This window comes from Leisingera sp. ANG-Vp (assembly GCF_000813725.1).
In the GTDB taxonomy this organism is placed as follows: Bacteria; Pseudomonadota; Alphaproteobacteria; order Rhodobacterales; family Rhodobacteraceae; genus Leisingera.
The window spans coordinates 1-25227 of the sequence record NZ_JWLD01000022.1 but is presented as its reverse complement, the minus strand read 5'-3'; the positions used below and the strand labels follow the sequence as shown (position 1 = coordinate 25227).

Annotated in this window: 25 protein-coding genes and 1 pseudogene; 17 read left to right on the top strand and 9 right to left on the bottom strand. The window is 57.6% G+C overall.

Going from position 1 to position 25227, the window contains the following annotated elements; all coding sequences use genetic code 11:
* Positions 1-81 precede the first annotated feature (81 nt).
* Both RA20_RS08790 and RA20_RS08785 read left to right on the top strand, forming a co-directional pair.
* Entirely contained in the window at positions 82-738 is a 657-nt protein-coding gene (locus RA20_RS08790) for a GntR family transcriptional regulator (RefSeq protein WP_039126971.1), read from the top strand.
* 201 nt (positions 739-939) lie between these two features.
* Positions 940-1571 (top strand): annotated as a pseudogene (locus RA20_RS08785) (tyrosine-type recombinase/integrase).
* 256 nt (positions 1572-1827) lie between these two features.
* Here the strand turns inward: RA20_RS08785 and RA20_RS08780 are convergent.
* Together RA20_RS08780 and RA20_RS08775 are read right to left on the bottom strand one after the other, a co-directional pair.
* Positions 1828-2526, bottom strand: a complete 699-nt coding sequence (locus RA20_RS08780) for a GntR family transcriptional regulator (protein ID WP_052248896.1) — start codon at positions 2524-2526, stop codon at positions 1828-1830.
* Positions 2527-2600: 74 nt separating this feature from the next.
* A complete protein-coding gene (locus RA20_RS08775; protein ID WP_039126964.1) occupies positions 2601-3326 on the bottom strand; it encodes a maleate cis-trans isomerase family protein in 726 nt (241 codons plus the stop codon).
* 163 nt (positions 3327-3489) lie between these two features.
* Between RA20_RS08775 and dctP the strand changes: the two genes are divergently transcribed.
* From dctP to RA20_RS08745, 6 genes are all read left to right on the top strand, one after another.
* A complete protein-coding gene (dctP, locus tag RA20_RS08770) occupies positions 3490-4494 on the top strand; it encodes a TRAP transporter substrate-binding protein DctP (protein ID WP_039126961.1) in 1005 nt (334 codons plus the stop codon).
* A gap of 59 nt (positions 4495-4553) precedes the next feature.
* Positions 4554-5159, top strand: a complete 606-nt coding sequence (locus RA20_RS08765; protein ID WP_039126959.1) for a TRAP transporter small permease — start codon at positions 4554-4556, stop codon at positions 5157-5159.
* A 4-nt stretch (positions 5160-5163) separates the two neighbouring features.
* The gene (locus tag RA20_RS08760; RefSeq protein ID WP_039126956.1) at positions 5164-6459 is read left to right on the top strand and encodes a TRAP transporter large permease; all 1296 of its coding nucleotides are present in this window, start codon (positions 5164-5166) and stop codon (positions 6457-6459) included.
* A gap of 40 nt (positions 6460-6499) precedes the next feature.
* Entirely contained in the window at positions 6500-7657 is a 1158-nt protein-coding gene (locus RA20_RS08755) for a M24 family metallopeptidase (protein WP_039126953.1), read from the top strand.
* 3 nt (positions 7658-7660) lie between these two features.
* Positions 7661-8455 carry a carbon-nitrogen hydrolase family protein gene (locus tag RA20_RS08750; protein ID WP_039126950.1) on the top strand — a complete coding sequence of 265 codons (795 nt, stop codon included), beginning with the start codon at positions 7661-7663 and terminating at the stop codon, positions 8453-8455.
* 77 nt (positions 8456-8532) lie between these two features.
* On the top strand, positions 8533-9339 hold the full coding sequence (locus RA20_RS08745; RefSeq protein WP_039126947.1) for a PhzF family phenazine biosynthesis protein: 807 nt from the start codon (positions 8533-8535) through the stop codon (positions 9337-9339).
* A gap of 110 nt (positions 9340-9449) precedes the next feature.
* On the opposite strand, the gene RA20_RS26370 is transcribed toward RA20_RS08745, so the two are convergent.
* Positions 9450-10076, bottom strand: coding sequence for a TrmO family methyltransferase domain-containing protein (locus RA20_RS26370; protein ID WP_206540094.1), 627 nt, complete (start codon positions 10074-10076; stop codon positions 9450-9452).
* On the opposite strand from RA20_RS26370, the gene RA20_RS24955 reads away from it, so the two are divergent.
* Entirely contained in the window at positions 10045-10776 is a 732-nt protein-coding gene (locus RA20_RS24955) for a TetR/AcrR family transcriptional regulator (RefSeq protein WP_241482226.1), read from the top strand. The two genes, RA20_RS26370 and RA20_RS24955, sit on opposite strands and share 32 nt — an antisense overlap.
* Here the strand turns inward: RA20_RS24955 and RA20_RS08730 are convergent.
* The 3 genes from RA20_RS08730 to RA20_RS08720 all read right to left on the bottom strand — a co-directional run bounded on the left by RA20_RS08730 (position 10762) and on the right by RA20_RS08720 (position 13786).
* On the bottom strand, positions 10762-11448 hold the full coding sequence (locus RA20_RS08730) for a glutathione S-transferase family protein (RefSeq protein WP_039126941.1): 687 nt from the start codon (positions 11446-11448) through the stop codon (positions 10762-10764). The genes RA20_RS24955 and RA20_RS08730 overlap by 15 nt on opposite strands.
* Positions 11449-11539: 91 nt before the next feature.
* A complete protein-coding gene (locus tag RA20_RS08725; protein WP_193748807.1) occupies positions 11540-12424 on the bottom strand; it encodes a DMT family transporter in 885 nt (294 codons plus the stop codon).
* 462 nt (positions 12425-12886) lie between these two features.
* On the bottom strand, positions 12887-13786 hold the full coding sequence (locus RA20_RS08720; RefSeq protein WP_082017948.1) for a LysR substrate-binding domain-containing protein: 900 nt from the start codon (positions 13784-13786) through the stop codon (positions 12887-12889).
* A gap of 138 nt (positions 13787-13924) precedes the next feature.
* Here RA20_RS08720 and RA20_RS08715 point away from each other — a divergent pair, with 138 nt between their 5' ends.
* The 6 genes from RA20_RS08715 (at position 13925) to RA20_RS08690 (ending at position 20045) form a co-directional block, all read left to right on the top strand.
* Positions 13925-15016, top strand: a complete 1092-nt coding sequence (locus RA20_RS08715) for an aromatic ring-hydroxylating oxygenase subunit alpha (protein ID WP_039126933.1) — start codon at positions 13925-13927, stop codon at positions 15014-15016.
* Positions 15013-15741 (top strand): class II aldolase/adducin family protein, encoded by a 729-nt coding sequence (locus RA20_RS08710; RefSeq protein WP_039126931.1) that lies wholly within the window; start codon positions 15013-15015, stop codon positions 15739-15741. The genes RA20_RS08715 and RA20_RS08710 overlap by 4 nt, the downstream gene beginning before the upstream one ends.
* Positions 15738-16385, top strand: a complete 648-nt coding sequence (locus RA20_RS08705) for an enoyl-CoA hydratase/isomerase family protein (RefSeq protein WP_052248895.1) — start codon at positions 15738-15740, stop codon at positions 16383-16385. Before RA20_RS08710 ends, RA20_RS08705 begins: the two co-directional genes overlap by 4 nt.
* A complete protein-coding gene (locus tag RA20_RS08700; protein ID WP_039126929.1) occupies positions 16382-17542 on the top strand; it encodes a CaiB/BaiF CoA transferase family protein in 1161 nt (386 codons plus the stop codon). Before RA20_RS08705 ends, RA20_RS08700 begins: the two co-directional genes overlap by 4 nt.
* A gap of 22 nt (positions 17543-17564) precedes the next feature.
* Entirely contained in the window at positions 17565-18395 is an 831-nt protein-coding gene (locus RA20_RS08695) for an alpha/beta fold hydrolase (protein WP_039126928.1), read from the top strand.
* 594 nt (positions 18396-18989) lie between these two features.
* Complete coding sequence (locus RA20_RS08690) at positions 18990-20045, top strand: hypothetical protein (RefSeq protein ID WP_039126925.1); 1056 nt, start codon at positions 18990-18992, stop codon at positions 20043-20045.
* A gap of 479 nt (positions 20046-20524) precedes the next feature.
* On the opposite strand, the gene RA20_RS25345 is transcribed toward RA20_RS08690, so the two are convergent.
* Entirely contained in the window at positions 20525-21493 is a 969-nt protein-coding gene (locus tag RA20_RS25345) for a hypothetical protein (RefSeq protein ID WP_152618462.1), read from the bottom strand.
* Between the two features lie 276 nt (positions 21494-21769).
* Positions 21770-22141, bottom strand: coding sequence for a hypothetical protein (locus tag RA20_RS25340; RefSeq protein ID WP_152618461.1), 372 nt, complete (start codon positions 22139-22141; stop codon positions 21770-21772).
* A 578-nt stretch (positions 22142-22719) separates the two neighbouring features.
* Here RA20_RS25340 and RA20_RS08685 point away from each other — a divergent pair.
* Entirely contained in the window at positions 22720-23259 is a 540-nt protein-coding gene (locus tag RA20_RS08685; RefSeq protein ID WP_193748806.1) for a hypothetical protein, read from the top strand.
* 539 nt (positions 23260-23798) lie between these two features.
* Here RA20_RS08685 and RA20_RS25335 read toward each other — a convergent pair.
* Complete coding sequence (locus RA20_RS25335; protein ID WP_152618459.1) at positions 23799-24239, bottom strand: hypothetical protein; 441 nt, start codon at positions 24237-24239, stop codon at positions 23799-23801.
* 217 nt (positions 24240-24456) lie between these two features.
* Between RA20_RS25335 and RA20_RS08680 the strand changes: the two genes are divergently transcribed.
* Entirely contained in the window at positions 24457-25119 is a 663-nt protein-coding gene (locus RA20_RS08680) for a zinc ribbon domain-containing protein (RefSeq protein ID WP_039126915.1), read from the top strand.
* The last annotated feature ends 108 nt before the right edge of the window (positions 25120-25227 follow it).

The following is a 25227-nucleotide window of genomic DNA, read 5'->3' as shown; positions in this document are numbered from 1 at the left end:
TCTTTGTTTTTCAAGTCAATGTTTTTGTATACAAGAATGCCAAGGTTGAATTTTACCCGCGCCATGAGTAAACCTGAAACCATGGAACAACGCCGCGCCGACAACATCGCCGAGCAGCTGGAAGAGCTGATATTCAACGGAACTTTTTCTGACGGTGACCGGTTGGACGAGGTCCGGCTGGCCGAGCAGTTTGGCGTTTCGCGCACGCCGCTTCGCGAAGCCTTTCAACGGCTTGCCCTTTCCGGTCTGGTCGAGCTGATCCCGCGCCGCGGCGCCTTTGTGCGCCAGCCCGGACCGGTGGAGCTAATGGAGATGTTCGAGGTGATGGCAGAGCTGGAGGCGGTTTGCGGCCGGCTTGCGGCCTTGCGGATCACCGACCAAGCGCTTGAGGAGCTGCGGGACGCCAATTCAAACTGCCAGGCCGCAGTCGACGCCCGCGACTCGGACGCCTACTACGCCGAAAACGAGCGCTTCCACAGAATCATCTACCAGCAGTCGGGCAACGGTTTTTTGGCTCAGGAAGCTACAAAACTGCACAAACGGCTGAAACCGTTCCGCCGCCAGCAGCTGCGCTTCCGCGGCCGGATGGCACAATCAATGGCCGAACATGAACATATCGTTCGGGCACTGGAAATGGGAACGTCGGACCTTGCTGCCAATACACTGCGAGAGCACGTGGCCGTCCAGGGTGAGAAGTTCCATCAGCTGATGGCCACTTTAAAGAATGCCGCTGAATAGATTGCCACCAAAGTTCCTCCCTAGGTCAATGTCTGCTTGACCCTGTTCAAGAGGTGCTACGTATGCAAAGCTTCGCGCTACCGCTGTCGTCTGGTTTTGGCTGGTCTGTAATCATTAAAAGACCAGCTTTCATCGTGTTACTCAGAACTGCCAATGACGGATTGGCGATGCGGCGGAACGTGGCGGACCGGAGGAGCCGCCATGACTATTGCAAACCTACCGGCCATACGCGCCTGCCGCCCCGCCTGGAACAAAGGGCGGGTTGTTGGACAGAAGCGTCCGCTGATGCCGAAACATGTTTGGGCCATCGGTGTCCGATTGGAAATCGCGGAGAACCATCGCGAGCTGGCTCTCTTCAATCTGGCTTTAGACAGCAAGTTACGCAGTTGCGACCTCGTGAAGCTGAAAGTCGCAGATGTGTTCGCCTCCGGTCAGGTCAAGGAACGCGCCTCAATCATTTAGTGCAAACCCGGCGGCCGGTCAGGTTTGAGATCACTGACGGAACGCGCAACTCGATAATGCGGTGGATGAAGGAACCTCTTTTGATCGGATCCGAATACCTCTGGCCGGGGCGGTTTCACGAAAGGCCGCATATTTCCACGCGCCAGTACGCACGGCTGGTCCGCGAATGGGGCAAGTCCATCGGCCTGGATCCGACTTCATACGGAACGCACTCGATGAGGCGGACCAAAGTTGCGTATTTCAACCGAAAAACCGGCAATCTGCGTGCGGTCCAGCTTCTGCTTGGCCACACCAAGATGGACAGCACAGTTCGGTATCTCGGTGTTGAACTCGAAGATGCCTTGGCAATCTTTGAAGCCATTGAAATTTAGTTGCAAAGGGCCGTCGACAGCGGCCCAAAGCTGACCTTTAGCGGCTTCGTTCCTTGCGGCAGTGCAGCCCGCCAAACCGGACCTCGCTCTACCACGCAGCATTTCAAATAGGTAAATGAGGCAGCTCGGGCCTCGCCAAACCTTCTTCGCGTTCTGGATGCGAATTACTTTAGAATGAAGCAGGTATGCAGCAAAGCTGAGGTACTTTAGTTTTAGAAAAGGCTCGTTCATTACGCCCAAACAATGACCATGGAAGTTACTTAGCTGTTTCGCTGAACAGAAACTTCCTGATGCGGGCATATCCATAGCCAATGTGGATGCGTTGAATGTACCCGACAGCCTGGATATCCTTCTCGATCAAGGCGTTTTCGAGATCCACAAGTTCGGCAACCAAAGCATCCGCCACTTCCGCACCTGCGCAGTCGACAACCCTGTGCCAGGTGCTGGCCGCTTGGTAATAGGCCTGGGTCCAGAAAGAGCGCAGGACCGAATTGCCGATCAGATCGCTGATCAGCGTGTTCAGCTGATCGTTCACGATGACATATTGGCGGGAATCCACTTGCCCGCTGAGCTGATGAGCCTGCTCTAGAAGGTCGCGGGCGCGTTCCAGGTGGCTGTCTTCGATCTCAGCGGGCGCCGTTGCGCCAATCAGCGAAGCCAGATGCAGACGCATATCGTAGACATGGGCAATCTTTTCCGGTGGCAGCTCCATCACGACGTTGCCGACACCGTTGATCGTTTCCACCAAGCCTAGGTGACTGATCCGGCTGATCGCATCGCGCACCGGGGTGCGGCTCACTCCGAATTCCTCGGCCAGTTCCGCCTCCTTCAGCCGGTCTCCAGGCGTGTACTCCAGAAAGCAGATCCGTTTCAGGATCAGGCGCTGAATGTCCTCAACACCCGGCTTGCGGTCTCCCCAAACTGGTGGTGTCAGTGGTACGGCCTCTGCAGACAAGTGAGCTTCCTTTCCGGGACGGCGACGGCTTCAGAAGTCATATCAAGGCGTTTGATAGCAAAGAAGAGCCAATTTCAGTGCTCCCGGAGCAGCCGGCCGTATCCTTTGATCTGGTCCGGGACACCGACTAGGCGCAACACATGCCACATCATTGCCTGGTTGGAGCAGATCACCGGCTTTCCCAGCTGCTGTTCCAGCCGATCCACGATCTCCAGCGATCGCAACGCCCCACAGCTGATGAACAGCGCGTCGCTGTCTGGCGTGTCTGCCTTCTTGGCAAACTCGGCCAGATACCTAGGGCTGACACGTATCATGTCGCTGTCTTTTTCCAGCTGCAGCCCGTGAATCCGTGCGACCTGAACCCCCGCCTTTTCCAGGTATTGGGCTTCCTGATCGTTGATCTCGTCCAGGTAGGGCGTAGCAATTGCAACACGTTTGGCGCCAACAGCGCGCAGGGCCTCCAGGACGGCAGTGATCAGGCTGGTGGCCTTGGAGTTTGGCGCGCCCTTTTTCAATTCCGCGGCAACCCGGTCTTCTCCGATGACCAGGCTGCCGGAGGTGCAGCCGTAGCAGATCACATCGAGGCTGCCATCCGGCAGCAGCGTTGAGGCAGCTCGAGCCAGATCCTCGGCATGCTGGCTGAGGCTGTTGACCGTTATGCTGTCCCCGATCCAGGCGCGGGCGAAATGCACTCCAACCCCGTTGGGGCACAGGAGGAACATGTCATCCTCAATTGTCTGTTCCGTGGCCAGCAGGACAAAGCCGATCTTCGCCCGGTGGTGGCGGCCTTCATCAAACATTTTCTCTCCGCAAATTGAACCGATGCATGCAGCATGGCAAATATGAGGGCAATTTTCGAACAAAAACAAGTATTGACGCCATAGCTGTATACAGCATAGCAAATTGCAGGGCTGGAGTTTCGATTCGAGCCGCGACTGAAATACGAACAGGGAGGAAACCTTCGTGGGGATCGCAACACTAATAAAAGCGGGTGCCGCGGCGGCTGGCGTTCTGGCCGCCACGCTGCCTGCGGCGCGGGCTGAGGACATCATTCTGGGCCATGTGATGGACACCCAGCACATCTTCCATCAGGTATCCGAGCGCTTCTCGGCGCGGCTGGAGGAACTGTCCGGCGGCACGCTGAACGTTGACTACCATCCAGGCGGCGACCTGGGGGATTGGACCTCGATCGTCGAGCAGGTGTCGCAGGGCGCGGTGCAAATGACCATGTCCTGGAACCATTCCGAGCTGGACCCGCGGTGGGATGTGTCAGTGCTGGGTTATGTCGCCAGAGACTGGGAAACCGGGCGCGAAGTCTATGGACCGGGCTCGGTCATGAACTCCGTCTATGACGGCATCATGAACGACCTGGGCATGGTGCTTCTGGGCACGATCCCGACCGATTTCACCGGCTTTGTGGTGCGCAAGGGCGTTGAGGTGCCGACCAGCTTCCCGGAAGAGGCTGAGGGCTTCAAAATGCGGGTACCCGGCATGCCGATGGCCATTGAGCGTTACAAAGCCACTGGCTTTGCGCCCGTCCCGATGGCCTTCAGTGAGGTGCATACAGCCCTGCAGACCGGCGCCGTCGACGGCCGTGCCTATTCGCCGCCCTCCGAAGTGCTGCTGTTCAAGGATGTGGTCAGCGCCTACGTCTTCACCCGCGAGAACTTCGAGCACACGTTTTGGACCGCCAACAAGCGCTGGTTCGATGGCCTGAGCGAAGAACAGCAGGGCTGGATCCGCACTGCTGCGGATGAGGCTGTGGCCTGGGCCTGGGAAAACGCCGAAGCCGAAAGCCCCAAGTGGTTTGCCCAGATGAAAGAGGCCGGAATTGAGGTTGTCGAGCTGACGCCCGAGCAGCTGGACGCCTACCGCCAGCAGGTGACCGCGGTGGAATACCCCTACATGGAGCAGATCATCGGCGCCGAAGTGATGGGCCAGATCAAGGCTGCCGCAGGCGGCAACTGATCCGAAACCCAGTGCCCGGGCAGCGGCCCGGGCACTGCACCGGCTGAGGAGAACGGCGCATGACCAAAGAGCTTTTACACACGGACAGCTTGGACAACGTCCTGACCCCAGAGCCGATCATGCCGGTCGGCAGTGATCCATCGGCAGCTGTCTACCGCGGGCTTGGCGGGCTTTTTGCCATTGAGGACAGGGTGGCGCTGCTAATGCGGGTGGTGCTGTTCGCCGCCATGATCGCCCTGGGATTGCTGATGGCGGCCCAGGTGTTCATGCGCTACGTGATCGCCTCGCCCTTCCTGGGGATCGAGGAGCTGGCACCGATGCTGGCCCTCTGGATCTACTTCATCGGCATGGCCTATTGCACCCGCGAGCGCGACCATATCGAGGGCGGCGTACTGACGCTCCTGACACAGAACCGCGAAACGCTGCTAACTGTCCGCCTGTTCGGTACCCTGTGCTGCCTGGTGACGGTTGCGGTCTTTGCCTGGTTCGCCTGGGATTTTGCGGCCTACAACCTCTCTTTGAACCGCAAGAGCACCTACATGCGGCTGCCCAAATACATCTGGGACTTCAGCATGGTGAGCGGCTTCGCCCTGATGGTCCTCTATCTGATTTTGCAAGTCTTCCTGGAAGCGCGCGCGCTGCTTACCGGAAAAGGCGGAGACTGACCCTATGACCGTATTCCTTATCGCCTTCCTGGCCATTATCCTGCTGCTGCTGATCGAAGTTCCCGTCGGCTTCGCCTTCGGTGCCGGTGCGCTGGCCTATGGGCTGATGTCCGGCACCAATATCTCTTTCCATGCCGGCTTTGGCTATTCCCAGGTCAGCGCCTTCTCGCTGCTGGCGATCCCGCTGTTCATCCTGTCGGGCACGCTGATGGGCGCCTCTGGCATTTCCGAGCGGCTCTTGAACTTCGTGAACAGCTTTGTCGGCCGTGCCAAGGGCGGGCTGGGCGCCGTCACCGTCATCACTTGTGCGCTGTTCGGTGCAATCTCCGGCAGCGCCTCGGCCGCCATTGCCGCAATCGGCAAGATCATGGTGCCGCGGATGATCAAGGAGGGCTATCCGCCCGGCCATGCCACCGCGCTGGTCGCGGTCTCTTCGGTGCTGGCACTGATGATCCCGCCCTCGATCCCGATGATCGTCTTTGCCATTGCGATCCGGGAATCCGTCGCCAAGTGCTTCCTCGCCACCATGGGGCCGGGCGTGCTGCTGGCGCTGATCTACTGCGGGTTGAACTTCTTCTTTTTGCGCAATAACACAACTATCACCACCGCGCCCAAGCTGCCCTTGCGTGACACCCTGGCCGAGGCCGCAACAACCGGCAAGAAAGCGAGCCTGGCCATCATCATGCCGGTGATCGTGCTGGGCGGTATCTACAGCGGCATCGCCACCCCGACTGAGGCAGGTGCTGTGGCGCTGGTCTATACGCTGATCGTGGGCATTGCGATCTACCGCTCTCTGCCGATGCAGATGCTGTTCAACTCAACGGTTGAGGCCGCCCGGCTGACCGGCGCAATCCTGATGGTGTTGTTCTTCCTGTTTGTAATGAGCCGCGGCATGGTGCTGGCCAAGGTGCCCACGCAATTTGCCGACCTGCTGCTGACGATCTCAGACAACAAGATCGTCATCCTCTTGCTGATCAACCTCTTGTTGCTGATCATGGGCATGATCATCGACGATGTCTCCGGCGGCGTGCTGGCAGCCATCATCCTGCTGCCGGTCACCCAGAAGATCGGCCTGGACCCGATCCACTTCGCCGCTATCGTCGGCACCAACCTCGGGCTTGGCAACATCTCCCCGCCCTGCGCACCGCTCCTCTACATGGCCGGCGGCGTCACCCGCCAGCCGCTGTCGGTCTACGTCGGCCCGACCATGAAATTCCTGCTGCTGGGGCACCTGCCGATGGTCCTGATCGTGACCTTCGTGCCGCCCGTCGCCCTGTTCCTGCCGAGTTTGCTGGACTGACCAATAACGCTCAACACCTCAAAAAGAAGGAAACCACCTCATGCTGGAAGAAGCCAAGACACGGACCCTCGGCCTGCAGGACCGCATGCGCCAAGAGGGTATCGCCAAGGCCGTCTTTACCGACGAAAGCTCTATCGCCTATCTGGCCGGGTTCTGGGGCTATCTTGGGATCGAGTTCGGCCGCCCCACCATGCTGGTTGTCGACGCCAATGATGCCCCCATCGTCATCACCCCGCTGATGGAATCCGAAATGGTGGCGGAAATGACCTGGGTCGAGGACGTGCGTACCTGGGAAGACATCGGCCAGCGCAGCTGGGGCCGTGCTCTGGCGGGCGCCCTGGGTGAAAACCCCAAGGAGATCTGGATCGAGCGCGGTTCTATCCCCGCTATCGTGCGGAACCATCTGGATGACACCTATCCCGGCATGCCGCTGAAAGATATCTCGCCGGTGCTGGGCGCCATGCGCACTATTAAGACACCGTTCGAGATCGGCGTCATGAAGGAAGCAGGCCAGATCGCCGGCGCAATGATGGCTGCCGCCCATGACAGTCTGCGCGAAGGCGCGCAGGAGTATGAAAGCGCTCTGGCCGTGATTGAGGCAGGCTCGCGCAAGGCGGCCACCTTCCTGACCGCCAAGGGCTGGGACCGCTTTGTTTCACCGATGATCCACAACCTGCAAATCCTGCAGAGCGGCAAAGACGCCTCGATGGTGCACCGCCGTGCCAGCGTGAAGGCTTACGAGAAGTTCGACCCGGTCTATTTCTGCTTCTGCAACATGGCGCAGTTCAAACAGTATAAACTGGGCTTTGACCGCATGTTCCACATCGGTGATGTGACGGACCAGGCCCGCGACGTGCAGGAGGCCGCCATCGAAGCCCAGCAGGCCGCGATTGCGGTGATGCGACCCGGCGTCCTGGCCGAAGAGGTCGCCGCTGCAGCCAATGAGGTCTACCGCGCCCGCGGCTATGAAACCGGCTACCGCACCGGCCGCTCCATTGGCGTTGCCTACCTGGAGGCCCCCGAGCTGAAGGAAGGCGATAAGACAGTGCTGCAGCCCGGTATGACATTTGCGGTGGATGGGGGCATCTCGGTTGATGGTGTGACCGCAGGCCGGATCGGGGATTCCGTGGTGGTGACCGAAACCGGCACCAACTACATCACCAGCTACCCCCGCGAAATCCTGCTGAGCAAGGGCTGAGCCATGACTGACAGCCTGAATATCGCTGTTGCCCAAAGCCCTGCGGACCTTGAGGGTCCGCAGGCGCGGCTGACCTGGCTGCGGGACTGCCTGTCCCGGCTGGACGGCCAGCAAACGGACTTGCTTGCCCTGCCAGAGCTGTTCCTGACCGGCTATAACATCGGAAGCCGGGTTGCCGAATGGGCGGAAACCGCTGACGGACCCTCCGCCCAGGAAATTGCAGCGCTTGCACGGGCGCACCGGGTCGCCATCCACTACGGCTTTGCCGAACAAAGGAACGGACGCTTTTACAATTCCGCCTCCTGCATCGGCAAGGACGGGGCGCGTCTGGCAACCCACCGCAAGCTGCTGCTGCCGCCCGGCTTTGAAGGCAATCACTTCTGCCCCGGCAGCAGCTACACGCTGTTCGAACTGAATGGGTTCAAAGCCGCCACGCTGATCTGCTATGACGCCGAATTTCCGGAAACCTTTCGCGCAGTTGCCCAGGCCGGTGCCGAGATTGTCCTGGTTCCCACAGCCTTGGGCACGCAGTGGGGCGTAGTAGCCAATAACATCATTCCGGCGCGGGCTTTTGAGAACGGCATCTATGTCTGCTACGCGAATTCCTGCGGCCATGAGAACGGCATGGGTTTCTTCGGTGGCAGCTGCGTCATTGCCCCCAACGGGCAGGAACTGGCCAGAGCAGGCGAAGGAGAAGAACTGCTGTGCGTGCAGGCCGAAAAAAGTGAAATTTCCATAGCTCAGGCCCGCCTGCCGTATCTCGAAGATCGGGTGAAACTGCCCGACCTATCTGGCTGACCTGCTTCGAAACACGGGCTCCAGACTGCATACCGACCACCCTGCACTTGCTAATTAATGAGAACTAAGTGTCTGACATGCAAATACCTGTTTACCTTGTAGATGCCTTTGCGGACAAGCCGCTGACCGGCAACCCGGCTGCTGTTTGCCCGCTTGACCGCTGGCTGCCGGACGCGGTGATGCAATCCATTGCGGCCGAGATGAACCAATCGGAAACTGTCTTCTTTGTCCCGCGAGGAGAAGGCGCAGGTACCGAAACGCACCGGGAGTGTGACGTGCGCTGGTTCACACCAACCCGGGAAGTCGACATGATCGGTCATGCAACTTTGGCGGCGGGCCACCTACTGTTGAACCGTCTTGCACCCGCGCTTGAAGAGATCCGCTTTTTTTCCTCTTCTGCCGAGATGTCAGTCCACCGGGAAAACGGGCTATTGAAACTGCAGATGCCGGCGTTGTTACCTGCGGCAGTCGAAGAACCTGACGGCCTGAGCCAGGCCTTGGGAGCAAAACCTCAACAAGTTCTGGCTGCAAAACACTACCTGGCTGTGTTTGAAAACGCGGACGATGTGCTCCGCCTTCGGCCGGACTTTGACGTACTTTCCAAGCTCCCCTTGCCGGCAGTCATCGTCACAGCAAAAAGCCAGGGCGAGGACGACTTTGTTTCGCGCTTTTTTGCTCCGGCCAACGGTGTTCCGGAGGATTCTGTCTCCGGTGTTGCGCATTGTTGCCTCGCTACTTTTTGGTCTTCGCGTCTGGGCAAGCAGCAATTAAGGGGGCGTCAATTGTCATCCCGGGGCGGCACGGTCTTGTGTCACCATGACGGCGCCAAAGTTGTTCTCGGAGGCAATGCAGTGGTTACCTTAGAAGGAAGAATTTCATTCTGACGCGTTATCCCGTACAATAGGAGCTTCCAATGCGGAAGTCGGCGCGCTTGACTTAGAGGTCTGTTCTCAGTTTTTGCAGCTTGCAAACTATATCGGAAAACCGTCTGAAGCTAATCAGCTGAAGGTGCAAAAAGTCCTAGGCAATCCGGAAGCTTCCAAGCAGCAGGCACGATCGGCCCAGAGCGGTCACTCGCCACAATAACCAAGAGTCGCGGCCCGTCCCGTCCAGTCAGAGAAGACATTCGCTGCGCCCGCGAAGTCACGCGACATGAGAGCCCATACACTGCGGGACGAAGCATGGGTATTCGCGGCCTTTGCGCGAACGCCGGCCTTCCGGAAACCGCTGACTTATCTCTTCGCCGGTTTGATATCCAGGAGCTTTGTGCCGCTAAGGCAGTCCAATCCCCGACCCTTAGCTTGCCTTCTGCAATCCATTGGATCGGCACTGTTGAGGCCGCTATTGGGTTTGGCCGATGCGGTGAACGGAGGGCGAATGTGCCAACCTCTCTTCCGTCAGCACGCGATCGGTGCGCTTGCGTGACCAGAGTTCTGTCAACACCCTCGAACCAATACAACAAAAGAACCGATTGGCCCACTCGCAGACCGTTCAGGCCGGGTGCAAACTCTTCATCCAAGATGACCTCACATTCAGGCCCACCCGCCTGGGAATTGTTCGGACAATCTTCAAGTCGCTTGCAGGGCGTTTTGATACAGCCGATCTGGTTGAGTTCAGCCATTGGCCCCGCCTCCACAATCACACTCTTGAGTTTGATTATCTTGCGCTTGAGCTGCAGCCAAAATTTTCATACTAATGAGGATGATAAATTGGAGGCCGGCTTTAGCACTATGGGTAGAATGGAAGAAAAAAGAGAAGCGAAGCGCCTCTCAATCTTGAACGCAGCGCGGGAAGAATTTCTCTCAGCAGGCTACGAAGCCGCGAACATGGACAGGATTGCGTCACTCGCGGCCGTTACCAAACAAACCGTCTATCGCTATTTTCCGTCCAAGATCGAGCTGTTCGAAGCTACTGTCAGGTTTGTGGGGCAATCGAGCAAGGCTGATTTCGCGCGTCACTTGACAGATCCTGACACCCGGAAAGCGCTGGCTGGCTTCGCCCAGGGATTTATCCGCTGGCACATTGCAGATGAGCCCTTGCGCATATTCAGATTACTGGTCGCCGAAAGCGCCAAGTCGCCTGAGATCATAGAAAGCTTTTTTGCCGTGGCGCCGGATGAGACGAGTGCGGCTTTGTCACAATTTCTGAAGGAACGGCTATCCGTTGCCAATCCAAACGAGGCTGTGCTTCTTTTTACGTCGATGCTTTTCGCGTTCCGGGATGACGTTCTGTTCGGAAGAGGGCGACCGGACGAACAAGAAATCGTCCGGCTTGCTGAGGCCGCAACACGGGTGCTGCTGGCCGATCTAAAAAACGTCTGATGCAGCCGCAGAGCTTGAATGCAATCGGGCTGCAATAGCATGGCTTCGCAGGATTTTTTCTGCCGATCTTGCGTCGAAGCTCTCTACGACAGAGGCTTGCACCGACGGTCTGTCAAGGATGTTCATTGACCACCTTGCGACATTCGGCAAAGCGTCAAGAATGCCCGCAGCGAACTGGCCATCAAGCAAGGCGATGGACCTGAACACAGGAGCAAAGGCCCCATCAATCAAGCTGAAATCTGCGCCATTGAAAAATGTGTTCTCACCAATCGCTTCATCGAGGGCACGAAGCTTCGTTCTCAGCTTCATTTTCTCAGCGTGGAATACATTCTGGCTATCCGTGGTTTTCAGCTCGTAGATATAGTCCAGCAGATCATAGCTGCGGCTGATCCACATACGGTTTTGCGCTTTCAGGAACGCATCTCGGGGATGCAGATCGCCGCTGATTGCCTCGTTGACGAATTCATTTATGGCAGCGGATTCAAAGAGAACCTTACCGTCCCCCAACAGAAACGGCGTCATGCCTTCCGGCGAAACCTGGCGCACCCAGTCCGGCTTTTCATGGGGCTCGATGTAGGTCATGGTGAATGCGGCACCCTTTTCCTTCAAGGTAACAATCGCGGGCTGGATGAAGGGGCAAAAGTCATAACCCACGATTTCAAGATTGATCATAGCGGCCCCTTAGTTCAGGATTTGGTCAGGAAGATCAGTCAGCGCTTGCTGTGCGTGCAGCAGGGCGCACAATGATGCCGAGCGCTTAGCTTCAGCCTTCCTCTCTGGTTAGATGCAGTGTGTAGGCCACGATCGTGACCAGGATGATGGCACCGCCGGCCAGGCTGTTGGCACCCAGGACCTCAGTGAAGAAAATGAATGCCCAGATCGGAGCCAGGACAGTTTCCAGCATCAGCGTCATCGACACTTCGGTCGCAGTGGCATAGCGGGTTGCGACCATCGACAGAACCCGGCCAAACGGAGCAGTAAGCAGGCCCATCGCGCCCATGATCAGCCATGTGTTCAAGCTGAAGGCCGATGGCTCGGTGAAGAAGAACATTGTCACTGCCAGCAGGAAGCCTCCAACACCCACTGCCCCCATGCGGCTCACGCCGGGAAATTTGCGCAAGAGTGTCATCATCAGGGCGAGGCAGGAGACCGCAAACACAGCCAGCATGTCGCCGAACCAGCTGCTGGTGCCGGTCGAGCCGGAAACCACAACTGCAATGCCGGCAAACACCCCGGCAATGGCGAACAATGTTTGCCTGGACACTTTTTCACGCAGGAGGATCCAGCTGAACACCGCTGCAATCGCTGGTGTCGTGCTGAAGATCAGAAACGTGTTTGCGACAGAGGTGTTCTTAATCGCAAACACCAGCCCGCTGGCGCTTCCAAGCATCAAGATGCCTGCTGCCAGCAAGGGCCACCCGCTTTCACGCAATACTCTGAGAAGGCCTCGCTTGTCTTTCAGCTGAATGACGACAGCCATTGAGATCGCGGTGAAGAGACCGAAGAGGAACGAGGTTTCAAGTTCTTCTACGCCGGAAAACCGGATGAAAACCGGATCGAGGCTCATCAGCGCTGCTCCAATGAGCGCGATGCCAACGCCTTTGAGGCGCATGTTCCGGCTTGGTTGGATGCTTGTTGTTTCAGACATTGCCATACCCTTCGTTTTGCAGGAGGGGCCGCGGAAGTGCGGGCACCAGAAAATCATACTTTTAAGTGTGATTATGGGAATTCGAGTCGTCAGTCAATGAAATCATACCGAAGAGTATGTTTTCAGTGACGCGGCAAACCCAAGCAGCAATAGCAGTCGTTCAGGACAGTCGCAGCAATTCCTAGAAGGGCTCGAAACGGTCATGCGGTGGTGCAGCATCGATTCAAGGCAGGCTTGACGAACCGAGTTTGAGGACGGCCCAGAACGGTCACTCGCCACAGCAACAGGGCGCTGCGGTGCGACCCGTCAGAAGAGACATTAGCTGCAGGTGCATGGTTCAGGATCAGGCGAACAAACACCCGAGACTGTCTAGTAATTTGCTGCGGGAGCAAGTTGAAAGCACTGCCCAAATCTCTTGAAGCCAAGGGCTCACAGGCTAGATGCGCTGTCCAATCTTACTGGCTAGGGGTTTTTCAAACCGGCTTCTTCGATAATCCAATTCCGGAAAGCCTTCAGCTGCAGCTGATCCATGGCATCAGGCGGGTAGACCAGGTGGTAGGAACGTGACGGCGCAAAATCTTCTTTGAAAGGCCGGATCAACTGGCCAGACCGCAGTTCACTTTCAATGAGCGGCAGCAGTCCGAGCGAGACCCCCTGGCCGGACAGTACGGCTCTGAGAAGGACGCTGGAGTCATCTATGACGACGCCAGGCAACCGGCCGCCGGTTTCTACCCCCATGGCGGCGAACCATTCCAGCCAGTCGAACTGGTCTTTCCAGTGCAGCAGCGGCAAAGTCAGCATATCCGCCGGTCTGGCTGGATGCGGTTTGCTATACAGCAGCGAAGGGCTGATCACTGGCGATGTCTTGAACCGCAGCAACGGCTCGGAGATCAGCCCAGGCCAGCGGCCATCGCCCCAGGCCAGCATCATGTCTGTCTGCCCGTCCGAGAATTCCACCCCGCCGGGAGAGTACTGCAGGTGCAGCCCGGTTTCGGGAAAGCGCTGCCAGAAGCTGAACAGTCTCTTTGAGAGCCACTGTGAACCGATCAGCGCGCCGACCCCCACCGTGATTGAGGTGCGGCTGGCGGATTGGCGCACCTCCTGCACCGCCTTGTCCAGCCGTGCAAAGACCGCTTCACAAGCCTCTGCGAACTGGCGGCCAGTCTCGTTCAGCGTGACCGACTGGGCGCTGCGGTCAAACAGCCGGCAGCCGAGGTAGGCCTCAAGCGACTTGATCTGGGAGCTGACGGCCGTTGGCGTCACGCTCAGCTCAGCTGCGGCGCGCTTGAAGTTCCCGTAGCGCGCGGCAACGGCAAAGACACGCACTGCCCCGAGCGGAGCCTGATCCGAAGGATTCAGCATGAATAGGCCAACTTAAAATTACCCTAGGTGTAAAATCTTTCTATCTATTCACATCGATAACAACAAGGCAGGCTGCGGCTCGACAGGGAACAAGCAACGCGGCGGAGCCGGGAAATATCCGCCAGAAGCGGAGGGCAGATGCCACGGGATACGCCATTAGCTGCGCGGTATTACGTCGAGCCGGAATACTTCGAGCGGGACAAGGAGCAGATCTTCTTCCGCAGCTGGCAATGCGTCTGCCATGTGTCCGAGATCGCGGAACCGGGTGATTACAAGACCTTCGCCATTGTTGATGAGGACGTCTTTGTCATCCGCGCGCAGGACGGCGGGATCAAGGCCTATTACAACATCTGCCGCCACCGCGGCCATCCGATTGTCGAAGGCAGCGGCAAGGGCAAGCGGGTGCTGGTTTGCCCCTATCACGCCTGGACCTATGAGATTAACGGCAGGCTGCGCCGCGCGCCCGGATCGGTGGAGAGCGATGGGCTGAGCTGTGATCAGATTAATCTGCGCACCATCCGGGTCGAGGAATTCTGCGGCTTTGTCTTTGTCAATCTTGACGAAGATGCCGCGCCGATGGGGGAAGAGCTGGAAGAGTACCGCCAGAATATGCTCAGCTTTCACCCCGATCCAACCAAGCTGAAGTTTGTCTGCGAAACCGAGATTGCGCATGACAGCAACTGGAAGCTCTCGGTCGAAAACTACAACGAGTGCTATCATTGCCCGACGGTGCATGCTTCCTCGCTGACCCATGGCGTGCTCGAGATGGAAGGCTATACCACCATCCCGAAGGGCAAGACGATCTGGCATGACGGCAAGGCGCAGACCAGAAACGAAAAGCAATACGATTACGACCTGACCGCCAGTCCGCGCGCCGGTGACTACGGGGCCTATTGGATTTTCCCCAATGTCTCGATGTGCTGCTATCCGGGGGGGTACTTCACCATCCGCCAGTTCCTGCCCATCGCCTGGAACAAGACGGTCTACCGCTACCGCTGGTTCTCCAGCGGCGATATCGCGGACGAGGACGTGATTGCGCTGATGCACAAGCACAAGGCAACCACCGGAGCCGAAGATGAGGTTGTTGTCTCCAAGATCCAGAAGGGGATGCAGAGCCGCGCCTTTGAGCCGGGGCCATATGTTATCGGAGACGGCTGCGGCGCGATGAGCGAGGTGGGCCTGCGCCATTTCCACAATCTCTACCGGGATGCTTTGGGAGAGAGCAAATGAGCATTGCAATCCGCCAGGAATTGGCCGCGCTGTACAGACTGGCGCATCACTTTGGCTGGACCGACCTGACCTCCACCCATATCTCGGCGCGCCTGCCGCAGGACCCGGGGCATTACCTGTTGAATTCGCATGACCTGATGTTCGACGAGATCACCGCGTCGAACCTGACCCGCATGTCGTTTGACGGCGCGGCAGTGGATGATCAGCCGGGCAGCGGCAAGGTCATCAATCTGGCGGGGCATATCATTCATTCCGGCATCCTGAATGCGCGGCCCGATGTGAACTACGTGATCCACAGCCACACCCGCGCCGGAGTAGCGGTCTCAGCGATGCCGGAGGGGCTGCTGCCCTTGTCGCAGCACGCTGGATTTGTGCTCGGCACTCTGTCGAGCCATCGCTATCAGGACTCGACTGCGGTCGAAGATGAGGGCGCGCTGCTGGCGCATGACTTGGGCGGCAATTTCGCCATGCTGCTGCAGAACCACGGGCTGCTGGCCGTCGGGCGAACCGCGGCCGAGGCCTTCACCTATCACTACTACCTTGAGATGGCCTGCAAAATTCAGGTGGATATTCTGGGTGCCACAGACAAGCCAATTGCCATCACCGAGGACGCCATGGCTGCACTGCACGACTGGGGAGCGCCAAAGAACGGCCCGCATGGCGATGTGCAATGGCCCTCGCTTCTCCGGATGCTGGAGCGCACGGTGCCGGAGTACCGGTCATGAGTGCAGGCAGCCTGATCCTCACCCGGCGCGAGGGCGCCTGTCTGACGGTGACCATCAACCGGCCGGACAAGGCCAATTCGCTGACCACGGAGATGCTGACCGCGCTGCGGGACATCTTCCGCACGGCGGCCAGCGACGACGGATTGCGGGTCGTCCTCATCACCGGCGCCGGAGAACGGGTGTTTTGCGCCGGCGCGGACCTGAACACGCTGTACGATGTGCAAAACGGCCCCGATCCCTGGGACGAAATGGCCGCGGCGCTGCGCGCGGTTCCGGTGCTGACGGTGGCGGCGATCAACGGACCCTGTATCGGCGGCGGGCTGACCCTGGCGCTTGGCTGCGACATCCGCGTCTGCGTGCCGGAAGCCCGGTTCTCTTACCCCGTGCTCAAGAACAAGGTGCTGCCCGGGCAATACGACGTTGATACACTGACGGCGCTGGCCGGAACGGGCCGCAGCGCCGCAATTCTGCTTGGCGGTGCCGCGGTGAGCGCTGAAGACGCCGCGGCTTGGGGGCTGGCGGACCGGATGGTTTCTCGTGACGCGCTGGAGGAGACCTGCCGCAGCCTCTGCGCCACAGCCCTGGCCGCCGAGGGCGCGCATCTGAAGACCTTGAAATCCATGCTGAAGGGAGGCTCATCATGAAGGGCATCCGCGTTGTTGATATGACTTCGGTCCTGTCCGGTCCTTTCTGCACCTGGCTGCTCTCCAGCCTCGGCGCCGATGTGATCAAGGTGGAAAATCCGAACGGCGATCTGGCCCGCACCACGCCGCCGTTCGAGGACGGCATCAGCCTCTATTTTGCCTCGCTGAACCGCAACAAACGCTCGGTGAAACTGGATCTGAAAACCGAGGAGGGCAAGGAAGCCCTGCACAAGCTGCTGGCCACCGCCGATGTGTTTGTCGAGAATATGCGCCCGGGAGTGCGCGACCGGCTGGGCTGCAGCGACGCCGACCTCAAGCGGATCAATCCCCGGCTGATTTCCGCCTCGATCAGCGGCTTCGGCCAGACCGGCAGCCTGTCGCACCGCCCTGCCTATGACATCGTGGTGCAGGCGATGAGCGGCATGATGAGCATCAACGGCGAGCTGGACGGCGATCCGACCCGTGTCGGCTTCTCGGTTGGCGACATCGCCGCCGCGCTGTTTACCACCATTGGCATTATGCAGCGCCTCTATGAGCGCGATGCCAAAGGGGCGGAGGAAACCAGCCACCTGGATGTCTCCATGCTGGCTTGCCAGTGGGTGTGCCTGGAAAACGCCTTTGCCCGCTACCTGAATGCGGGCATCGTTCCGGGGCCGATCGGTTCGCGTCACCCGTCGATGACGCCGTTCGAACCCTATCCGACCGCCGACCGGGACATTGTCATTGGCCTTGGCAGCGACAAGGACTGGCCGCGGTTCTGCGAAGCCATTGGCTATACCGAATTGCTGAACGACCCGCGGTTTCAGGGTGATGAGGCGCGGCTGGAAAACCGCGACGCCCTGGACCAGGTGCTGGGTGCGCATCTGAAACAGCACCCTTCAGCCTATTGGACAAAGACCCTGATCGGCAGCGCGATCCCCTGTTCGGTGGTGGAAAACATCCAGACCATTGCCGACAGCCCGATTGCCAGTGAATATGCAGCATTTTCTACCGTGAACGCGAACGGGCGCGACATGCAGTTTGCGCGCAACCCGATTGCAGAAAAGGATCTGCAGGAAAGCCCGGCACCGCAGCTGGGACAGCACACCCGCGAGGTTCTGGCCGATCTGGGCTATGCCCAGGCGGCCATCGATGCGCTGACCGCAGAAACTTCCTAACGGCCAATTCAGGACACAGCATATGCCCGAATTTCAAACCTCAGACGGCATTTCGATCTACTTTGAAGAGACCGGAAGCGGCGCCCCTATTGTCTTAGTTCATGAATTCGGCGGCGACTACCGCAGCTGGCACCTGCAGGTGGCGGAATTGAGCCAATCCTTCCGCTGCATCACCTACAGCGCCCGCGGTTTTCTGCCTTCCGCGGTTCCGCAGGACCGCAGCCAATACGGGCAATCCTGCTCGACAGGAGATCTTCTGGCCCTGATGGACCATCTCGGGCTGGACCAGGCCCACGTGGCCGGGACCTCCATGGGCAGCTTCACCAGCCTCGATTTCGCACTTAACCATCCGGGCCGTGTTGCCAGCGTGACCCTTGTCGGCAACAGCTCCGGCCCCCGCGACGGCCAGGAGCGGATCCGCTACCGGCAGGAGTGGGTCAGCCACGAAGCCAAGCTGCGCGAAGAGCGCGGCGGTGACGGCGCGGTTGCCGTGCTCGAGGATGATCCTGCCTATCTGAGCTTTCAGAAGAACGACCCCGGGAATTGGGCCGTCTATGCAAAGAACCTGCGCGGCCAATCATCCGAAGGCGCGGTTCATGTGCTGTCGACCGTGCATTGGAACCGGCGGTCTCTGTTTGAGGATCAGGCGCGGCTGAAAGCCTTCGAAAAGCCAGTGCTTCTGGTGACCGGAGACGAGGATTACTACCTGGTGGGCGAGACAAATGCCTTCCTGCAAGACATTTTGCCCAACGCCGTGTGGCACCAGTTTCCCGGGACCGGCCATCTGGTCAACATCGAGCAGGCCGCGGAATTCAACCGCCTGCTCGCCGAATTTGCCGGGGAGCCAGAATGACGGGCTTCATGTCCTCGTCTATCTTCCCGCGGACCTGTACTCGGCAGCGGTGCGCAATAGTACGAATTTATTTGAACGCCCGGACGTCAGCTTCCTTGAATGACGCCACGAGATCTCGCACTTGCGGAGAAGGTCCGCAAACCGCCACCCGAAAACTTCAACTGTTGCCAGCCCGCCACAGCGCCATTCCGCCCCATTTGCTTCCACAGTGCTTCCAGCGGTGAGGGGGCGAACGCAGAATGCCCCACGGCTGCGGGGCGTAAGATTCTGTTTCCATTGTGGTAATTTTGGTTGCGGGAGCAGGCAACCGCCGCTTTCTACCCGCCCTCTCCGCATTCGTGTAGCCGTCTTCACTGAGTTCGGGATACCTACCTCCAGCGAACTTTCACGATACCACGAAGCAACCCATCATAGCGGTGCTTTTATTAGTCGATCAGCATCGCAATGAAATGAATGACGGTAGTCGGGACAAAGCGCTCTTTCACTGCGATTGCCCCAATGTCCGCTTTTGTGTTCTCCACCAGTCTTGTTAAAACTCAGTTATGTGTCAGTTGACCCTCAGTATGGGTTCAGCGCGATAGCCACAGGGACACCATGCTTGTATTCATTTTTTTAGGATTTCTCATCGGCTTCACTCTTGCCCTACGCTTTGTCGGCAAGCCACGAAGAGCACTGATCTGGGGGATGGCACTGGGTGGCGTGCCTCTGGCGCTGCTGCTTGGGCCAGGTAATGCGCCGCTTCAAGGCATCGGCTCGGTTCTGAACTTCGCTTTCTTCGCACTTGGACCCATCATGCTGGTTCCATTTGCGGCCAGCAGTGCAGCTCTGGGCATGGCTGCCGCTTCTGTTGTGCTTTGGGCCGGGCAAGGGCGTGCGAGGCGGGTAAGCTGGGCCACGGGAGCGGCGATCCTAGGGCTGCTGGCCTCGTTGACCCTGCTGCCCGTTGCGAAAAGTGAGATAACAAAACACCAGCTCGCCGAGAACCGCGAAACGCGCGCCGAAGCAATTATCCGCTCAGATTTCAAAGGCATGCTGGCTGGACATCAGCTGGCTTTTCCGGCCAGCCCTCGCTTGCACTTGTTCGATGACTGTGCGCCAGGTGTCCAATCTGGACTCTTTGGTTGTTCGACGAGCCTGACCAATCCCGTTTCCATTTTCACCAAACCTGATGAAGTGCTCCTTAACGAACGTAGCGATCCGATCATCTTTCGGACCATCAGTGTTTCTGCAACTGAGCACGACTGCCGCCCAAGCAATGATTACTGCCTCACACAAGAGAAGATCGACCGCTGGTGCCTCGAGATCCGCCCTGACCAGGCAGGTAGCATCTGGTGCCAGGACGCACCAGCGATGCAGTTTGAGTTGCGAAAGGATGCAACACCTGGCCCATCTGATCGCGACGAACCAGAACTGGCGGCACGCTATACCGGCACTGTACTCGGTCCCGGACGGGTCACGTGCTTCTACAGTCCTGACCCTGCGGAGACAGATAGGCAAGGCGCAAGCTGCAGGCTCTCCTTCGATCTGGCAGCTGGAGTGAGCGCAACCCTTGGCGCACGTCGCGAGCAAATCACATCGGAGGATCCGGCCTTAACCGCAACAATTGCGTTAATCCCTGACTACTGGGCAATGCTGGCGGTCAAGCGTTAGCGGACGTCGGTTCTTTCTGCGGCATCTGTCACTAAGGGCTCCTTCCGGCCGACTGCGCCAGGTGCGGCGTACGGCAGGAGCGAGCCCTCACCAGTCATTGGTCGGTTTGCGGCTCCTCGCGTGTGCAGCAAGCCGTGAACGACGTAAAGCCGTCAGTCAAATACTACCAACGAAAAACTACAGTCGGGGCAAAACTGCCAATCCAATTGCCTCATCAACGCAGCTGAAAGCGACCAATATGTATTGAGGCCAAAGGTGACTTCAGTTGTTGGTCTGCGGATTCAAGCGGCAGAGCAACTGTTCTGGAGAAATAGGCACATCCGTCAATTAGTTCGAATGGAAAAGCCCATCGACAGCTGCGGGTGCGACAAATGCCCAAAGGTCTTCCGGTCCGCCATAGCTCTAGCAGCAATCGTCAATTATTGGTTATGTGTCCTGAGCCTGGAGAGGTATTAGAAAAGCACCCCGTCCAAAGTTCTTTAATTACAACGTAAAAGATCAACTTTAGGCAGCTTAACCGGCAAACCAAGTTCTCTTTGGGCGTCTTGAAACAAAACAGCCAACTGAGCTTGGCGCAAAGCATACTGCTCAGGATTCGTTGAGTGATTGAACCGGCTTTTGTGACTTGAATCAATTTCACTCCAATCCGAAAATCCTAGATTAGGCGTCTCATGATAATCATACACAGGAGCAGTCTCGGCCCACGTTCTTGCAGCTGCATCATAACGATAAGCCACTCGCCTCGGGCCCAATTGATCACTGCAAGGCGGCAGATGGTATTCAACGCGAGGCGCGGTATCGTGCGGCTGGTACGTCCTCCGAACAATTAGGTTTTCATCGGCGAGTTTTCGCATCGGTATCGATGCATTTCTAGATCTAATAAACCTCCTCGCATCGTGGATTGTGGCTGCATCTACATCAAGGAGGGCTGTTTCCATTACCTTGCGATAAAACCAATACGGTGAGTTTGATGCACATAAGCCGTATCGCTCCCAAAATCTATGTGCTCCCACATGGCGATCTATAAGATCCGAGAAACGTTCCGGCGCGTTCAAAAGGGCCTTCTCCAGTGGAGCCATCATTTGGTGCATCGTCACCGGGCTGGTAAATTGCGTTACGACAGCCGCATGCATTTGCGGTGTAAACTCTGCTCCCATGGCTTTATTTAGAAACTCCAGGGTATAGATAAGGTCACTGAATCTGGCTGCTGCAAAGGGTTGCGCCGAAAAAGCCCTGAGGAAGCTATCATCGATTTGTACAGCCAAGTGGGCGGATAGATCGCTGGGCAAGTCATCTAGCAGCCCCAATAGATGGTCCAACTGCTCCTGGGTGCCCACCCGCAACTCTGTCCGGTAACTTGCGATACAATCAGAGGCGCGGGCTGCCTCGGGTGCCAATAGTGCAGCAGTCGCCAAACAACAGATTTTCCGCAAAAATGTCATACGCATTTCAGTTCCTATCGATCGCAAAGCCAGCTTCAAGGCAACCCATCATCAAGTAGCTAAAACAGTATGCCTACTCAGCCTCTGAAACTCCTTTGTTGGCCGCAGCTTACCCGCTTAGCACGTCAGCGCAACCGCCGCTCCGAGCCCACAGCGGACATCCATTACTTGGTCTTTCCTCGCAGACACCGCGCGTTGCTATCGCCTAGATGGATCCCTGTCCCAAGCAGAGAACAAGTGGAATTGCCGGGCGTTGTGTGACAGCCCGGCTAAACTTGCATCTTAAAGTGGGGAGATCGTCCCCTTAAGTTGGCGAATTTTACCGCTGCTCGTTCTCGCTTGAAGCCGGATGCTATTACCTTCAATTTCAGTTGCATAACAGGCGTCTTGACCGTTTCGCCCTTTGAGAATGCACAGTTCCTGCCCTCTGACTTCCCATTCCACTGGAATTGACTGTCCTGACGGCACATGAAGCGACTGGCCTGCCCCATTTTTAAGTAAAGTCATCTCCAGACGTCGCCTGACTTTGCGTCCGTTCTTCGAGAGCATCACAGTTGTATCGCTAAGTTTCGCCTTTAGTTCGACGCCGCTTAGGGTTTCTGCTTGGGCACTGCTCAACCCGCAGACCAAAAGAATTGAAAGGATAAATCGCATTGTGTTCCTCAATGAAAAAAGATGCTACGACTCGCTGGATTTATAGGACGCGAGATTTAGCATCTACAACACCTAGTAGACCCAGCGAGGTGATCGTCACGAAGCATAGGATTAGCGGACACGGTCAGAACAAGGGGCAGAGGAGCCCTCTGCAGACATTTGCCACGGTGTCCGCCAGCGCATGTGTAGCAAGTCGCGACCAGCGGACGTTCGGGCTTGCGGCAGCGGACGGCCGCATCGAGCCCATTGCCGCCGTTGGCCGCCAGTCACCCCCTCGCATCTTCAGCACGGCGCAAACCCGGCGCATAGCGGACACCCAACGCCTGGTTCCGGTAAGGCCGCTACCGGGACGAAGTTAACCTTCGCTGCGTCTGCACCAACGTCCGCTTTCGGATAGACGCAAGGCAAAGCCGTCGCTTAGCAACACTCCTTGACCCTGAAGATAGTCAGGCGAATATAGGATCGAATAGCGCATATCGTTTTGGGTAGGTGTACGAAATGAACATTTTCAAGGCTCATTCATATTTTGAGATGTCCGACGAGCAAGGCAGGCCTTCAGGCTACCTGCGGTCTCCATATTGGTGGTCATTTGCGCTCACTATGGTTTCTATTGTAGTTTTTTTATCATCGCTCCAACTGCAGCAACCGCCACACCTATAGTCATTGCAGGAATTGCTTTTGTGCCCGCTCTCGGCTTTTGGTTTAAATTTCTGTCTCGGGCGGAACAAGTGTCTAATCATCAAAGGCGAGTAGGAGTAGATAAGACCGAAGAGGTGCGCCGCTTGTCAAAAACGACTGCAAAAAGCACTAACTCTTTGGCGGAGCGCGAGAAAGCGACCAATCAAACTCTGGAGAAGATCAAAGAGTCTATGTCCAAAATTCGTGAAAACTCAATACAAATGGGCGATATCATAATCAACTCACCTGATGCCGCGATTGTTGTCGGATCTGGTACGATTGAAATCACTCGGGGAGTGCAGTCTAGCGACCCAATTCTAGCTCAAGCAATAGCGGAAATTATTGAATTTATTGAGAATTCCAAAAATGAAGAAGCTGCTGAAAATTTTGAAGAATTTTGGAGGAACATGAGAAGAAAGGACCCAACAAAACTATTCTGAAAGCGTTATGGGACGCAACAATTTCTGCTGCACCTGCTTTAAAGGAGCTCTCCGAGGCAGTTTCAGTGGTAAAGAAGCTATTCAGCTAAACAATGGATTCGCGGCGCATGTAGCGTGACCCTGTTTCAAAAGGTACCTTAGCGGGAGCTACGTCGACATATGTGTTGCTTGAAGGTCGGTCAAAGTTGTTCTCATTGGAGGCCGCAAACTCGGATGGTCGCTTTTGGCACGGATGGCATCGCCACCTAGATCGTTGAAATTTTGGTGCCACAAACCTTTGGCAAAACTTTCTTAGACTTGCCTCGTGTCGGTGACTATCCGAAAAGCGGGCGATCGCGCGCCTTGCAGCATCCGTCGCTTTGGGCTCGATCCGGTTGCCCGCTGCGGGGAGCGCAGACGGGTGCTCTGAGCCCATTCCGGTCACTGATCACCAGGCAAGCCCTCGCCCCTGCAGCAAGCCGTGAACGGCGCGAAGCGGACGCTCAACACCGGGCCCCGGACTCGCCGCTATGCGGGACAAGTTTGCCGCTCAGAACCGGCTACATCCCAGAGCAATTGCCCAAGAACACGTCTACGACAGGCGTCACATCTGTATCTGAAGATTGAACCGTCAAACTAGCTGGCGGCTTCGATGGATCGTATCCCTCTGGATGAGGCAAAAAGTAGTCCCTGTGCACGACTAGCGTATAAACACCCTCGCCGAATGAAGCTGAAAAGGTAATAGTTGGCGGGTGGCTAATCAGGTTTGGAACGAAAACGGCATCTACGATCAGTTCGTTGATTTTAAGTTGTATTTCACTCTCGATAGTCGCTCGAACAGCGATTGAAATTTCTTCTCCTTCAGTGTTGTTGAGTGCGCAGTCGAGTTCCAAAATCAGTTCTGAGCTTTCTTCGCCAATCGCGACGGATCCAGCAAGAAACGCAAGATTGAGGGAGACGAAGAGCAGTCGTCGGAGCGTGCTGCTAGAAAGCTTCATCATCAGCAGAGGGCTATTCCTATTGTTGTATGAGGAACACTTTAAATCACCTGGTCAATCCAAGTCACTAGGCGCACGATCCTGACGTTCGCTGCGAGCTTGGGCAGGCGGAAGAGCCCTATGCGAACCCTGATCGCTTGCCAGGATTTTGCGCGCGCAGCTCGTCACCAACCGTTGCAAAGTGGCCATCGCAAGGTTCGCTCGATAAGGGCGGCTGGCGATGAACCCGGCGGGTGTTCTGACGGAACGGCCGAAGCTGGAACGTGCGCGCCGCCCCACCTACCTGCTGTCAGGCCTCCTGCGCTGCGCCTGCTGCGGCGCCAGCTACACGCTGATCAACAAGACGCGCTATGGCTACGCTGGTGCCCGCAACAAGGGCGCTGCGGTCTGCACCAACTGCGCCACCATTGGCCGGGCAGAAGTGGAAGAGCGGGTGCTTTCCGGGCTGAAGCAGCGGCTTCTGGCACCGGACCTGCTGGCGCAGTTCGCGGAGGAGTACCGCAAGGCCTTCAACGACGCCGCCGTGGGGGCCTGCCAGGACCGACAGAAGGCCGAACGCTCCCTCAAGAAGGTGGAGAGCCGGATCGCCAACATCCTGACAGCCATCGAGGACGGCATGTACTCCGCCTCGATGAAGGACAAAATGTCTGAGCTGGAAGGTGAGAAGGCCCGCCTTGAGGCGCTCATCACGGACAACCCGCCCCCCCCCTGCCCTGAGGCTTCATCCGAGCCTGTCGGCTCGGTACCGGGAGCTGATCGAGGATCTTGCTGGCGCTTTGAATGCACCGGAAGTGCGTCGGGCGGCGACGGCGTCGCTGCGGGCTTTGATTTCAGAAGTGCGGATGGTTCCGGACGGTGCTGCGCCGGGCGGCCATCAGCTTGAACTTGTTGGAGAATTGGCCGGTCTGATGGCTTTGGGGAACCCTGAAACGAGAAAGCCCCGCATTTTGCGGAGGCTTAGCCGGAAACGCTGGTTGCGGGAGCAGGATTT

What these genes read in the sequence shown, in the direction of transcription:
- RA20_RS08790 (WP_039126971.1), top strand. Translation starts at nt 82, where the DNA reads ATGGAACAACGCCGCGCCGACAACATCGCCGAGCAGCTGGAAGAGCTG.
- RA20_RS08775 (WP_039126964.1), bottom strand. Translation starts at nt 3,326, where the DNA reads ATGTTTGATGAAGGCCGCCACCACCGGGCGAAGATCGGCTTTGTCCTG.
- RA20_RS08765 (WP_039126959.1), top strand. Translation starts at nt 4,554, where the DNA reads ATGACCAAAGAGCTTTTACACACGGACAGCTTGGACAACGTCCTGACC.
- RA20_RS08760 (WP_039126956.1), top strand. Translation starts at nt 5,164, where the DNA reads ATGACCGTATTCCTTATCGCCTTCCTGGCCATTATCCTGCTGCTGCTG.
- RA20_RS08755 (WP_039126953.1), top strand. Translation starts at nt 6,500, where the DNA reads ATGCTGGAAGAAGCCAAGACACGGACCCTCGGCCTGCAGGACCGCATG.
- RA20_RS08750 (WP_039126950.1), top strand. Translation starts at nt 7,661, where the DNA reads ATGACTGACAGCCTGAATATCGCTGTTGCCCAAAGCCCTGCGGACCTT.
- RA20_RS08745 (WP_039126947.1), top strand. Translation starts at nt 8,533, where the DNA reads ATGCAAATACCTGTTTACCTTGTAGATGCCTTTGCGGACAAGCCGCTG.
- RA20_RS26370 (WP_206540094.1), bottom strand. Translation starts at nt 10,076, where the DNA reads ATGGCTGAACTCAACCAGATCGGCTGTATCAAAACGCCCTGCAAGCGA.
- RA20_RS08730 (WP_039126941.1), bottom strand. Translation starts at nt 11,448, where the DNA reads ATGATCAATCTTGAAATCGTGGGTTATGACTTTTGCCCCTTCATCCAG.
- RA20_RS08725 (WP_193748807.1), bottom strand. Translation starts at nt 12,424, where the DNA reads ATGTCTGAAACAACAAGCATCCAACCAAGCCGGAACATGCGCCTCAAA.
- RA20_RS08720 (WP_082017948.1), bottom strand. Translation starts at nt 13,786, where the DNA reads ATGCTGAATCCTTCGGATCAGGCTCCGCTCGGGGCAGTGCGTGTCTTT.
- RA20_RS08715 (WP_039126933.1), top strand. Translation starts at nt 13,925, where the DNA reads ATGCCACGGGATACGCCATTAGCTGCGCGGTATTACGTCGAGCCGGAA.
- RA20_RS08710 (WP_039126931.1), top strand. Translation starts at nt 15,013, where the DNA reads ATGAGCATTGCAATCCGCCAGGAATTGGCCGCGCTGTACAGACTGGCG.
- RA20_RS08705 (WP_052248895.1), top strand. Translation starts at nt 15,738, where the DNA reads ATGAGTGCAGGCAGCCTGATCCTCACCCGGCGCGAGGGCGCCTGTCTG.
- RA20_RS08700 (WP_039126929.1), top strand. Translation starts at nt 16,382, where the DNA reads ATGAAGGGCATCCGCGTTGTTGATATGACTTCGGTCCTGTCCGGTCCT.
- RA20_RS08695 (WP_039126928.1), top strand. Translation starts at nt 17,565, where the DNA reads ATGCCCGAATTTCAAACCTCAGACGGCATTTCGATCTACTTTGAAGAG.
- RA20_RS08690 (WP_039126925.1), top strand. Translation starts at nt 18,990, where the DNA reads ATGCTTGTATTCATTTTTTTAGGATTTCTCATCGGCTTCACTCTTGCC.
- RA20_RS25345 (WP_152618462.1), bottom strand. Translation starts at nt 21,493, where the DNA reads ATGCGTATGACATTTTTGCGGAAAATCTGTTGTTTGGCGACTGCTGCA.
- RA20_RS25340 (WP_152618461.1), bottom strand. Translation starts at nt 22,141, where the DNA reads ATGCGATTTATCCTTTCAATTCTTTTGGTCTGCGGGTTGAGCAGTGCC.
- RA20_RS25335 (WP_152618459.1), bottom strand. Translation starts at nt 24,239, where the DNA reads ATGATGAAGCTTTCTAGCAGCACGCTCCGACGACTGCTCTTCGTCTCC.
- RA20_RS08680 (WP_039126915.1), top strand. Translation starts at nt 24,457, where the DNA reads ATGAACCCGGCGGGTGTTCTGACGGAACGGCCGAAGCTGGAACGTGCG.